Source organism: Anaerobacillus sp. ABA4_114 (assembly GCF_056159065.1).
The window spans coordinates 2982336-2994853 of the sequence record NZ_JBSWUM010000001.1 but is presented as its reverse complement, the minus strand read 5'-3'; the positions used below and the strand labels follow the sequence as shown (position 1 = coordinate 2994853).

The 12518-nt window shown below is 44.3% G+C and carries 12 protein-coding genes and 1 pseudogene; 9 read left to right on the top strand and 4 right to left on the bottom strand.

Going from position 1 to position 12518, the window contains the following annotated elements; translation table 11 throughout:
- Window positions 1–111: 111 nt before the first annotated feature.
- Together ACXAEY_RS15480 and ACXAEY_RS15475 are read left to right on the top strand one after the other, a co-directional pair.
- Window positions 112–1470 carry an SLC45 family MFS transporter gene (locus ACXAEY_RS15480; RefSeq protein ID WP_474813123.1) on the top strand — a complete coding sequence of 453 codons (1359 nt, stop codon included), beginning with the start codon at window positions 112–114 and terminating at the stop codon, window positions 1468–1470.
- Between the two features lie 199 nt (window positions 1471–1669).
- Window positions 1670–2017: a hypothetical protein gene (locus tag ACXAEY_RS15475; RefSeq protein WP_474813122.1), complete on the top strand. Its 348-nt coding sequence runs from the start codon at window positions 1670–1672 to the stop codon at window positions 2015–2017.
- Between the two features lie 30 nt (window positions 2018–2047).
- Here the strand turns inward: ACXAEY_RS15475 and ACXAEY_RS15470 are convergent, their stop codons facing one another.
- Window positions 2048–3343: a hypothetical protein gene (locus ACXAEY_RS15470; RefSeq protein WP_474813120.1), complete on the bottom strand. Its 1296-nt coding sequence runs from the start codon at window positions 3341–3343 to the stop codon at window positions 2048–2050.
- A 194-nt stretch (window positions 3344–3537) separates the two neighbouring features.
- Here ACXAEY_RS15470 and ACXAEY_RS15465 point away from each other — a divergent pair, with 194 nt between their 5' ends.
- The 3 genes from ACXAEY_RS15465 to ACXAEY_RS15455 all read left to right on the top strand — a co-directional run bounded on the left by ACXAEY_RS15465 (window position 3538) and on the right by ACXAEY_RS15455 (window position 5299).
- Window positions 3538–4446, top strand: a complete 909-nt coding sequence (locus ACXAEY_RS15465; protein WP_474813118.1) for a collagenase — start codon at window positions 3538–3540, stop codon at window positions 4444–4446.
- Between the two features lie 306 nt (window positions 4447–4752).
- Window positions 4753–5052: a rhodanese-like domain-containing protein gene (locus tag ACXAEY_RS15460; RefSeq protein ID WP_474813116.1), complete on the top strand. Its 300-nt coding sequence runs from the start codon at window positions 4753–4755 to the stop codon at window positions 5050–5052.
- Window positions 5053–5065: 13 nt separating this feature from the next.
- Window positions 5066–5299, top strand: a complete 234-nt coding sequence (locus tag ACXAEY_RS15455) for a sulfurtransferase TusA family protein (protein ID WP_474813115.1) — start codon at window positions 5066–5068, stop codon at window positions 5297–5299.
- Between the two features lie 24 nt (window positions 5300–5323).
- On the opposite strand, the gene ACXAEY_RS15450 is transcribed toward ACXAEY_RS15455, so the two are convergent.
- The 3 genes from ACXAEY_RS15450 to ACXAEY_RS15440 all read right to left on the bottom strand — a co-directional run bounded on the left by ACXAEY_RS15450 (window position 5324) and on the right by ACXAEY_RS15440 (window position 7434).
- Window positions 5324–6061 (bottom strand): potassium channel family protein, encoded by a 738-nt coding sequence (locus tag ACXAEY_RS15450; RefSeq protein ID WP_474813113.1) that lies wholly within the window; start codon window positions 6059–6061, stop codon window positions 5324–5326.
- A gap of 55 nt (window positions 6062–6116) precedes the next feature.
- On the bottom strand, window positions 6117–6323 hold the full coding sequence (locus tag ACXAEY_RS15445) for a zinc ribbon domain-containing protein (RefSeq protein ID WP_270181149.1): 207 nt from the start codon (window positions 6321–6323) through the stop codon (window positions 6117–6119).
- Between the two features lie 175 nt (window positions 6324–6498).
- On the bottom strand, window positions 6499–7434 hold the full coding sequence (locus ACXAEY_RS15440; protein ID WP_474813110.1) for a hypothetical protein: 936 nt from the start codon (window positions 7432–7434) through the stop codon (window positions 6499–6501).
- Window positions 7435–7727: 293 nt separating this feature from the next.
- On the opposite strand from ACXAEY_RS15440, the gene larE reads away from it, so the two are divergent.
- From larE to ACXAEY_RS15420, 4 genes and pseudogenes are all read left to right on the top strand, one after another.
- The gene (gene larE, locus ACXAEY_RS15435) at window positions 7728–8546 is read left to right on the top strand and encodes an ATP-dependent sacrificial sulfur transferase LarE (RefSeq protein WP_474813107.1); all 819 of its coding nucleotides are present in this window, start codon (window positions 7728–7730) and stop codon (window positions 8544–8546) included.
- Window positions 8547–8564: 18 nt separating this feature from the next.
- Window positions 8565–9332, top strand: coding sequence for a nickel pincer cofactor biosynthesis protein LarB (gene larB / locus ACXAEY_RS15430; protein WP_474813105.1), 768 nt, complete (start codon window positions 8565–8567; stop codon window positions 9330–9332).
- 13 nt (window positions 9333–9345) lie between these two features.
- Window positions 9346–10647: pseudogene (gene larC / locus ACXAEY_RS15425) on the top strand (nickel pincer cofactor biosynthesis protein LarC).
- A gap of 26 nt (window positions 10648–10673) precedes the next feature.
- A complete protein-coding gene (locus ACXAEY_RS15420; protein ID WP_474813101.1) occupies window positions 10674–12437 on the top strand; it encodes a PrpR N-terminal domain-containing protein in 1764 nt (587 codons plus the stop codon).
- The last annotated feature ends 81 nt before the right edge of the window (window positions 12438–12518 follow it).

Sequence of the window (12518 nt, the reverse complement as noted above, 5' to 3'; positions counted from 1 at the left end):
CGATCAATGTGGAATCAGCCTACTTTTTTAATCTTTAATGCAAGCGATTGCACAAATCTATAATAAACACATTTCGTTTCGCAGCTGTTCGTGCACGTATAGGAGGAAATCATGCTACAAGAGACAGTAGAACAAACAAATGACCAAAGGTATCAAAAAGAACTGCCGTTTCTCCCGATCACGACGATCTGGTTGATCAGCTTCGGGTTTCTAGGCGTACAGATGGCATTCTCACTGCAAAGTGCCAACATGGGGCGTATCTTCCAAACGATTGGTGCGGACCCGCATAATTTAGGAATCTTCTTTATCCTGCCACCGCTGGCTGGATTAATCGTTCAACCGCTAGTCGGGTACTTTTCGGATCGTACATGGATGCCGAGGCTCGGTCGACGGATTCCGTATCTTTTAGTTGGAGCGGTAGTTGCGGTCATCGTAATGTGTTTATTGCCGAACTCCGGTAGTTTTGGATTTAGTGCTGTTACGGCGATGACGTTCGGTGCGATTGCAATCCTGTTTATGGACCTCTCGTCAAACATGGCGATGCAGCCGTTTAAGATGATGGTTGGAGACATGGTCAACAAGGAACAAAAAGGATTTGCGTATTCGATTCAAAGTTTTCTATCGAACAGTGGTGCCGTACTTGCGAGTATTTTCCCGTTCGGATTAACGCTCCTTGGTGTATCGAATAGTGCACCAAAAGGAGTCGTGCCTCAATCCGTTGTCATTTCATTTTACGCTGGTGCGGTAATTCTCATCGTATGTAGTTTGATTACGGTTATCAAAGTGCGTGAGTATGATCCAGACGAATATGCGATGTATCATGGCATTACGAAGGAATCGACGAAGGAAAAAGTAAGCTTTTTCAAATTACTTGGAAGCGCTCCAAAAGTATTCTGGACCGTTACACTCGTTCAATTGTTCTGCTGGATGGGATTCCAGTATTTATGGACGTATGGAACAGGCGCTATTGCGCTTAACGTGTGGAATACAAGTGATCCGTCAAGCCCTGCTTACCAGGATGCAGGGAACTGGTTCGGTATTATGACAGCGGTTCAATCGATCGGCGCAGTTGTTTGGTCACTCGTGTTGTCTCGCATTCCGAACAATCAGAGAAAGCCGTATTACTCGATCAGCTTGTTGTTAGGTGGAATCGGATTCGGCTCGGTCTTCTTCATTCAAGATCAATGGGCATTGGTTATTTCGTTCACACTGATTGGGATCGCTTGGGCAGCGATGATGACGTTCCCGTTCACGATCTTAACGAACGCCTTGAAGGGAAGCAACATGGGTACATACCTTGGCCTGTTTAACGGAAGCATTTGCTTGCCGCAAATTATCGCTTCACTATTAAGCTTCGTTTTATTCCCACTAATCGGTTCTTCCATGCCGTTCATGATTTTGATCTCAGGAATCTTGCTTGTTCTTGGGGCGTTGTCAGTACCGGTGATTAAGGAGACGTACGCGAAGTAGGATATAGATAGAATCAATGTGAAAGGGGGTGCAGATTGCATCCTCTTTTTGTGTGTAGGGACGGAGGGACAGGTTCCATGTCCCAGTTGATGTAACAGGTGAGAGGGACAAGGAACCTGTCCCCATGTCCCTCCAGAAAAGATGAACGTTACAGCTAATCATTCATACGATAGGGTAGGTGAATACATGAGATGTTGAGGTGATGAGAGTGGATGCGAAAGAGTTAGAGGTGGAGTTTGCAAGGTTGAGAGAAGAGTTGCTTTCCCAATTTGAAGAAGAGCTGAATGAATTGAAAGCATCTTTCAAAAAAGAGCTTGATAACCTACTAACCGTAAACAAAGAAAATATGACAAATGGTACGTTTAACCAAACGACGAATAAGACCATTACGACGTCACACCATTACAAAGTTGTTGATGGAGAGGTTGTCACAGACCGGACTGAATCAAACAATTCTGATATCGATGGAAAAAAGCTGAGTGAGCAGATTCAGAAAAGTGTATGGGAACAAATTGCGAAGGCACAGAAGAAACACGACAAAAAATAATAGAGCACTCAAACGAGTACCCTAAGCTGATTAGTCAAAAAGTGAATTGCAAATGTTGGTTGTTCGCTGTGTGAAATTCGTTGATGGAGGAGCTGCTGGTGGAGTTGCACTCTCAACAGGAGTGAACTGGGTGATTGCACATAGAGAGAAGACATAAATCGTATTGGTTGTTTCACTGGTGAAGAAACCAAGGCAATCGCATATATTTAATACAGTCACGTCTGTTATTTCATCTGGTGCGCCGTCGATGGTTAAGTTTACATTTGTACCAATTCGTGGTCTAAGCTGGTCGCCTATCCCATTTGCACAAGCGTTGCATTTACATGATGAGCGGCTGCAGCTATAGCAGTCTTTTTCGTAACATCCACAGTCTGAGCTCGAAGTATTGGTTGTACAAGTCGCAGCGTAATTCGTTAAGAATTGATACAAGTTCGGACTTGCGCCGTTGTCGATTGCAGAAAAACCTGCGACCTTGCAAAGTTGTGCTGTTGAAGAAGGTGTTGTCACGACTGGGCCTGTAGCATATGAAACAGTTGCACAATCATCCACATTCGTAATGGTTTGATTCGGAATTGGATTTTCTTCTAGTGAAGGTGAGTCGGTTAAATAAATGTCGATTGTTTCAAGAAATGTTGGTTGTAAGATTCGGACTTGGTTCAGGATATCTCCCATCGATTTGGCGCAACAGTCGACATCCTTGCCGCACCCTTTATGACCGTGTTTCTTCTTGTCACATCCACAGCTAACTTCTAACGTGACTGGAACATTGACAGTTACACCACTAACTGTTTGCGTCACGTCGGCGGAACTGTTGTTTGTTGGATTCGCTTGAAGCGTTTGAGCACCTGTCGTCTGAGACCCATTTGTATGTGTTTGAGTAGGGCCAGTCAAGGTTTGTCCTTCCATCGTTAAACTCTGCGTTTCAGTAGGGTTTTGCGTCTGTTCAGCCATGTTTTGCGTTTGAGATTCAGTAGGGTTTTGGGTAAGATCTCCTAGCGTGGATCCACTTTGACCTTGTGAATTAGTTTGGGTTTGTGGCCCAAGGTTCGATCCAGATTGCCCTTGTGAGTTGTTTTGGGACACGTCCCCCTGTTCGATTCCTAGCTCTAAATCTCCTTGTGTTACCGTAACATCCTTCGATGCATCTAAGTTTAATAACTCAAACTCGCATTTCTCTTTGCACTTTGGTTTACACCTGCACCTTTTACATCCGCAGAATTTGCAAAGACCAAGCAAGGAATCTTTGCAACAGCAGTTCTTCGGTGCACAGCGACTACAGTGTTTATGTGTAGAAGCCTCTTTATAATGCTTTTTCCGAGAAGCCATCCTTTTCTCCCCTTCATATATTTTCAAATACTGCTTGTATATACTATTCATTGTGCTGAAAAAGGTGAAAGGCTTGCCATCGATATTGCTCTATCGTGAAGGTCTAATCTATTAGTTATCCTAGGATAAGGACAAATTGTAAATTGTAAGTGTGATAGAATTACTAGAGATGTATTAAAGACGTGAGGTGTCACATGAATTCAACAGTAAAAATCGTGATGATTGTTATCTCAAGTGTTCTTACACTCACGCTGCTACTCGTAGGAGCTGCCGTTTTCTTCATTCATAGTTTCATTGAAGAGAGTGCCGGTGAGACTGTGTCCTACTATCATGCCGTTGAAGCGATCGTTACGTTAAACTTCGATGGGGAGTTGGAGAAGGAAGCAAAGCAGTCGAGGGACGAAATGGTGGATCGGGACGTCACGATTTATGTAGAAGGTGAAGATACAGATCTCTTTCCACTCGTAAAAGATACACTCAAGCAAGCAAGAACGACAACAAAATCGTTAATCGGTGAAGTGGATGAGAGAAACGTCGACCTTATTCTGTTTACGAATGAAGAAGAATTTAATGGATTGAGTGAATTGAGTCACGTGGAAGGTTTCTATGATCGCTTTTCGATGATGATTGGTGTGCTCGTTGATAATAAACAGGGCGTAGTAGAAGGTGATGAAAAAACGCTTTATCATTTTCAACGTAAGATTAAGCACGAATACACGCATTATGCGTTAGATCGTAAAGTCGAAGTGACGAACGCTGGGCTGCATTTCTATCCACTTTGGTTCCAAGAAGGCGTAGCGGATTATGTAGCGAACAAAGGAAGTAACGTGGAGACGTGGGACTATGAACTCGTCCCCTTCGATCAGCTCATCACGCACGAACAGTGGGAGGAAGCAGGGGCCAGAGAAATGACGGACGTGTACAGGCAGAGCTACTTCACCGTTACGTACGTGATTGAAGAAAATGGGGAAGAAGTGATAAAAGAGATCATCGACGCAACGAGTGAGTCGGGTGATTTTGAACAAAGCTTCGAAAACATAACTGGATTGTCTTATGGTGATTTATTTGAAAAGGTAAAAACGGATAGAAGCGTTCATGAATAAAGGCAGCTGCCAATGTTCACTACTTGTAGCTGCTTTTAAGACATGGCGTCTTTACCAAGGCTCAAAGCAAAAGGCTTTGAGCTTTTTTAATAAATGACGTTTATCCAGTACCTATACGGGTTATCGCATTATTGAAATCAGTGATGAATCACTTAAATAGTACTAGTATCTCTGTTTGACAATATACCCTATAGGGTATATAATGGCGCTGTAATCTTCCGCAGGGTTGGTTAAATTTTAGTTGAATGAATACCACTTAGGGTAGTAGTGAAATGGCAATAATACGAATTCAAGGAGGTACAAATGATGAAGGAAATTAAACCAGAAGAAGTAGCGAAGAAAGTGAAGAACAATGAGGACGTAAGCATCATCGATGTGCGTGAGGACGAAGAGGTTGCTCAAGGTAAGATAGCTGGTGCAACGCACATTCCATTAGGAGAACTAGAAGATCGCTTGGATGAAATCGATCAGTCTAGAGAGCACATCATGGTTTGCCGTTCTGGAGGACGAAGCGGAAAAGCATATCAGTTCCTTGAAGAGAAGGGCTACAATGTGCAGAACATGACGGGCGGTATGCTCGAGTGGAAAGAAGACGTAGAAAAATAAGGAGGATTTCAGCATGAATCTGGAAGCGACAAAAACGCTTGATGCAAAGGGCCTCGCATGCCCGATGCCAATCGTGAAGACAAAGAAAAGCATCCAGGAACTAAACTCTGGTGACGTACTTGAAGTCCATGCAACTGACAAAGGCGCAAAAAGTGATATCGCAGCATGGGTGAAATCCGGTGGTCATGAGCTTCTTCAAGATACCGAAGAAGACGGCGTACTGAAATTCTGGATTAAAAAAGGATAATGAAAATGAAAAAAGAAGGACCTTTCAAGGTCCTTCTTTCATTTTCTTGATTTGCTTTACCATCTCATCGTAATCTTCATCCGTCAGCACCGGATACTCCTCGATCTTGTTATGAACGTATTCGAGTTCAGGCGGTAGCGTCGTCTTCTTCTGTTTCGTGATTAAGGAAGCGACGGTACCCGTTACGATCCCTATCAATGAAATTCCGACAAGCATATAGAAGATCGCGATGATTCGACCGATGCCTGTTACAGGATAAAGGTCACCATACCCGACAGTCGTGGTCGTTACGATCACCCACCATAATGCATCCCCGTAATGTTCGAAGGCAGGTTCTAACCACACCATCGGGAGTGATGCGATGAACATCGATGCGATGAGAAGTATGATGTAGCGGTCGATGTTCAATCGACTGAACACTTCGTTCAAGGACGACTTCCGCTTCTTGATGATCGCAAGCAGTCTAATCACTCGGAAGAGGCGAATTAATCTTGCGGATTGGAAGATCTCGCCTAGAGGGATGATAGCGATCAACTCCAACACATTCGATTTCACGAATTCAACCTTGTTATCACTAATGATAAGACGCGTGAAGTAATCAATCACAAAGATTCCCCAGATAAACCAGTCTAAGCTGTAGTTCGTATCCACAATAATGGAATAGATCACGAGTGAAGCAAGCGTGACCTCATAGATAATATGTAATCTTCCGGCAGTATTTGAAGTGATGTACCGTTTAAAGAAGTCGATCAGAGAAATCACCTCACAGTTTGTTATGGTCGTTAGTAGAGCACTCTAGGTGAGGCATTACAAAGACTTAACCGCCGAAGAAAAAGTCTAACACATTTCCAGCTTTCGAGGCGTCCTTCGAGTAGAATTCAGAGTATCCACAGTTCTTGCAGTATACGACCTTGAATTTATTGTTTTGTACATCGAGAAACTTGGCAACGCCTGCTCCGGTCATCGCCACTTCTTTCTCCCCAGCATCGGTACTTCCGCATTTGATACAGCCTTTTTCGCTCATAGTCAACAGCTCCTTTTTACTAATCAAAACTAAGGTTCTCTCTCTAAAATGGAAGAAAACCTATGTTCTAGGTCTAGTTTAACATGAAGTGGAGAGCGTCTACTTGTCTATGAAAACATCGTAGGCGTCTAGAACATAAAAAGAACCTTCACAATGAAGGTCCTGTTAATCGGTTTTACTGTGGTTCAGGATCACTGACAGGGTGCGTCTCGATATACTCCTTGTAAGCTTCAAAGGTATGAACGTTAAACTGCTTGAAGCTATCATAGGTGTGAAAAACGCTGTACGCATTGTTCAGGTAATCGTTTAATTCAGCGCGCGTGAAGGAAGATAGAGAGATCCAGTCGAGCTCAGGCGTACCACTTAGAAACTCGGAACCTATTGAAACTTGCTTACCTGCAGCCTCAGCTGCCTTCAAAAATTCTACCCCAGCCTCGATATACACACTGTTAAACCTCGTGTAATTCATGACCGTAACTTCATCGACGATGCCAAAAAGCTTCGGAAGGAACTTGTGTCCGTCTGAAAACTTGTAGTCGTGAAGCCAGTATGGCACAACGACGACCAAGCGAAGCGAGTCTGAAGCAGCGATGTTGTGCTGATCGATCAGATTCCTTACCTTTCTCAAATTCGCCAAGTACTGTGTTAAGTACGATTCTTTGTTTTGCTCCCAGTCTGGAAACGTATGAGGCTCGATATCGAGATGGAGCGCATCGAACCGGTTGGAGTAGTCACGGTTGTAATCGAGCACGATTTGTACGTTCTTTCTTAAGTGCCAGTAGTAGGCATCTAGCGCCCAGTCGGAATTGCCGTAAAGCGCTTCGACTTCTCGCCCTTGTTCATGCAGCGTCTGGATAAAAGAATCATAGCTTTCAGGTTTTGACTGTAGCACGTGCGCCTTTAGGTTCGGGTCATACCCGACGTTCATGATTGCCGTATCGATCTCGAGCGCGTCTAACTCACTGAAAAATGTTTGGTCCTGGTTGTACACATAGTAGGCATCCCACATCCAGGATCCGTACCGAGCATCGGTATGGGTATTAGCCGTCGCAGTTGAATGAATAGGGAAACACATCAAGGCGATTGAAAAACCGAGCAGCCAACGTATCATGAAGAATTCTTCCTCTCATTTGAAGTTAAACTTTTTATCGGTTGAAATTCGCAAGTAGTATAGTCCTCTCTATTAAATTAGTAAAATTGCTCTTTGCATGTAGAGAAAGCCATCCTTTTACTTTCAAGAATGAGTGGTTTATAATGAAAGTGTTGCAAAATGCATAATAGTTAGAATTTTATATTTACATTGAAATCGAACCGACTTATTTTGCAACGTTTTTAAAAGGCTTGAATGGAAGCGATTACATTATAGGGTTTAAACAATACATAAGTCGGAGAGGTGATGAACGGGTGTTAGAAAATAAATATGTTCGTTTGAAGGAAATTTTACGAGAAATGAAAAGTGTGGTCGTAGCATTTTCTGGTGGCGTGGACAGTACGTTTCTTTTAAAAGTAGCCATCGACGAGCTTGGAAAAGAGAATGTCCTTGCAGTAACGGCGGATTCTGAAACGTATCCTACCAGTGAACTACAAGAAGCGAAGGAGCTTGCCGCTTTAATTGGGGCGCATCATCAGGTGATTGAGACGTCAGAGTTAGCGATTCCTGGATATACGCAAAACGATGAGAACCGGTGCTATTTCTGTAAGAATGGTCTGTTTGAAGAAGTGATGCCGATCATGAAAGAGAAAGGATTCCAGAATGTCGTATATGGCTTGATTTCAGACGACATGAGTGAATACCGACCAGGTGCACGAGCAGCTAAAGAACATAACGTGCGTGGGCCACTTCAGGAAGCTGAGTTTTACAAAGAGGATATTCGTACGCTTTCAAAAGAGCTAGGTCTTCCAACTTGGGAAAAGCCATCGTTCGCTTGTTTATCTTCTCGAATTGCGTACGGTGAAGAGATCACACAGGAGAAACTGACAAAGGTTGATAAGTCTGAGGCGTATGTGAAGAGTCTAGGTATTAAACAAGTTCGTGTTCGGACACATGGGGATATGGCGCGAATTGAAGTAGAACCTCAGGATATGCAGGTTGTGATGGACAACCATCGTAGCATCTCTAAAAAACTGCAGTCGTTCGGGTATAAATACGTCACGATCGATCTTGAAGGATACAAGAGCGGCAGCATGAACAAGGTGTTAGAAGTTGAACAATCTACTATATAAACAAAGAGGTGTTTCACGATGAGAGAGAGAAACGTAGATGACGTTTTACAGCGAGTGAAGGATGGGAGTCTAGGAGTTGAAGATGCGAAGAGCCTTCTCTCGAAGTTTGAAGATATCGGGTTTGCAAAAGTCGACCATCAGAGAGAAGAGCGGACGGGATTTCCTGAAGTCGTGTACGGAGAGGGAAAGACGCCTGAACATATGGTGGAGATCTTAAGTTCTCTGAAGCGCCATACAAACCGCGTTCTCGCAACGAGGATCTCAACTGACAAGGCGGCTTTTGTAATGGAACAAGTTGAAGATCTTACGTACAATGAAGCAGCTCGAACGCTGTACTGGAAGCATCCAGACGAACCAGAGGTGCTCTATGGCGGGTACATCGCCGTCGTGTGCGCAGGGACGTCCGATCTTCCTGTTGCAGAAGAAGCGGCTGTCACGGTTGAAGCGTTCGGTGCATCAGTCAAACGGATTTACGACGTTGGTGTAGCAGGCATCCATCGCCTTTTCCATCACCTTGACGAGATCGAGAACGCGACGGTCGCGATCACGGTCGCTGGGATGGAAGGTGCGTTAACGAGCGTTGTTGGCGGCTTGATCAGCAATCCGATCGTAGCCGTGCCAACAAGCATCGGGTACGGAGCAAACTTCCAGGGGCTCTCCTCTCTTCTTTCCATGCTAAACGCCTGCTCACCTGGTATCAGCGTGATGAACATCGACAACGGCTTTGGAGCAGGATACTATGCGACATTAATTCATAAAAATCATCGTGATACGATAATCGATTAACTGGGGGAAGAAGATGAAAACACTATACCTTGATTGTTTCTCAGGAATCAGCGGCGATATGACGATCGGAGCGCTCCTCGATCTAGGTGCGGACTACTCCGTACTTGAGCGCGACATCGCGAAGCTTAATATTGAATCAGAATACAAGTTGAAAACGTATAACGTGGTGAAGCAGGGTGTTTCTGCAACGAAGTTTGATGTGCTCCTTACAAATGAGGAAGACCATCATCATGATCACGGTCACGAACATAGTCATGACCACGACCACGGTTATCATCATGGCCACGATCACGATCATAGTCACGATCACCACCATCGCCACTACACGGACATCGTTGACATGATCAATCGTGCTGAACTGAATGAAAACGTGACGAAGATGGCGCTTTCTGTTTTTGAAAAAATCGGCCGAGCTGAAGCGAAAATTCACAACATGCCGTTTGAAAAAGTACATTTTCACGAAGTGGGAGCGGTTGATTCGATTGTGGATATTGTTGGTGCGTGTATCTTGATCGATTCTCTCAACGTGACGAGGATCGTTTCTTCTCCTGTTCCAGTAGGCAACGGGCGTATCCGCATTGCGCACGGGATTTATCCAGTACCGGCGCCTGCGACGTTAGAGTTACTGAAAGGAATTCCGATTCAAGAGACGGCGATCAAAGGGGAAGTGACAACGCCGACAGGAGGCGGCATTTTAGCAGCGCTTGCGAACGATTTTGGTCCGATGCCTTCGTTTGTTGTTGAATCAGTCGGATATGGAGCGGGTACGAAGGATTTCCCGGATCACCCGAACGTTCTCCGAGCGGTTCTAGGCAGTTAAGAAAGGAGGTCGGTTTTGATGTCTCAACCTTTTTCGCATAAGGAGGAACATATCGACGACGAGATGCTAAAGGTCGAAGTGAACCTCGATGACATGCCGGGCGAGTGGCTTGGGTATGTGATGGAAAAGTTGTTCGATCATGGTGCGAACGACGTATTTTATTCGTCGATCTATATGAAGAAAAACCGTCCTGCCATTTTGCTTCAATTACTATGTGACAGGGAGAAGTTAGATGACATTAAACGTGTTCTCTTCGAAGAAACGACGACGTTTGGGATTCGTTACTATCCGATCTCCGTTCATCGCCTTGAGCGATCGTTCGATAAAATCGAGACCGAGTGGGGAGCTGTGACGATTAAACGAGGCGTCCATTGTGGAGAAGCCGTCGAGAGCGCTCCTGAATACGAGGATTGCAAAGCGATCGCTGAGAAATTTGGCATTCCGATCAAAGAAGTATACCGCGTCGTATGGGAGGAACTTCGTCATCAGGAGTAGGAATTTTAATCAGAAGGTGAAACGATATGATTAAAGCATTAGTAATTGCTCCTTACGAGGGGCTTATTGAAATCATGCGTGACATAGACGTTGAGGATTTTGAAATCCATACCGCGCTCGGGAACATGGATGATGGGGTAGAGGTCGCAAAACAGTATGAGAAGAGTGGGTTCGACATCATCATTAGTCGTGGGGGGACCGCTTCACTCGTTCAAGATGTCGTGTCGATTCCGGTCATTGATATTCAGGTGACCGGCTATGACATCCTTCGTCTATTGACCCTCGTGAAGGGTTTTTCTGGAAAAGCTGCCATCGTAGGCTTTCCGAATATCTCTCAAGGAGCTTCGACGATTTGCAATCTTCTTGATCTTGATATCAAATCCCTGTCGATTGAAAATGAAAGTGAAGTTGAGGAGAAGCTGCAGGGTTTGAAAAGCGAAGGATTTGAGGTTGTCATCGGTGATGTGGTCACAGTCAGAACCGCGAAGCGGCTTGAGATGAACGGCGTACTGATTACGTCTGGGAAGGAAGCCGTGATGGAAGCATTAGAGGAGGCGCGACGAGTGTTCGGTCTCTTTTCAAAATTACATAAAGAAGTATCCCTCTATCAGTCGATCATCGACGCTGATGAGAGATTGATCGGTGTGATGGACAGGGAAGGGAAACTAATATGTTCCAATGAACGTTTTGATCGCACATTCTCTATAGATGAAGTAGAGGGGTCAGCTGTCGTTATGAATCTAGTAAAACAGACAGAACTAGGAGAGGGTCAGAAAAAGGTAGTGACCCTAGATAAGAAGCTCTGGCATGTAACGTCAAACGTTGCGAAGGACCGGATAATCCTGCATTTAGAGGAAGCTTTTCAAGGTCGATCAGTAGGTGGGCATGAAAAAGAGAAGGAATATGCGATCGATGTGGTGACAGCTGTTCCGCACTTCCTACTGACTGGGAAGAGCAAACAGATGCAGGAAGTAATCAAGCAGGTCGATACGTATAGTCGAATGGAACAGCCGCTCTGGGTAATCGGGGAAACGGGTACTGGAAAAGATTCTGTTGCGCAGTCTATCTATTTAAAAAGTAAGCGAAACAACGAACCGTTCATCACGATCCGCTGCGATTTGCTAGAGGACGGGGATCTTACAAGATTGATTGATGAACAAATCTTCGCAAACCATCCAGAAGGAATCATTTACTTAAAGAGGATCGACCGATTAGATCTTCCATCACAAAAGAAGCTTTATCACTATCTCCAAAAAGAAAGTCGCCATCTGCCGAGGTTGATTCTTTCATCAAAGGATGAGCTTTGGATCGATGATGACGGTGCAACGATCGACCATGATTTATTCACGCACCTTGCGCGATTGATCATCTACTTACCGCCACTTAGAGAACGGAAACAGGATATTGAGAATTTAATCCCCGTCTTCATTTCCGAATTTCATTCAATGTATGGCAAGCAGATTGTTGGAGTCAGACAGGACGCGATGGATGAACTGATGAAATATGACTGGCCAAGAAATGTTGATCAATTGAAGCAAGTGGTCGAACAGCTCGTTCTCCATTCAAACTCCTTCTATGTCGAGATAGAAGAGGTCCAGTCGTTGATCGGACGACTAAACCATCCTCCGAAGGTAAGAAAAGGTGATCGAACCATTGAGGTCAGAGGTTCTTTAAAAGAGATGGAGAGAAGGATCATTGAGAAAATACTAGAAGAAGAGGAAATGAATCAATCAAAGGCTGCAAATCGTCTTGGTATTAATCGATCTACACTATGGCGCAAGCTTAAATAAATGCTAGCGTCTTTTTTTATCGCAAGAAAATGTTGCGAAATGCAACTGAAAACAGCTTGATAGATTGTGATAATCGAATAT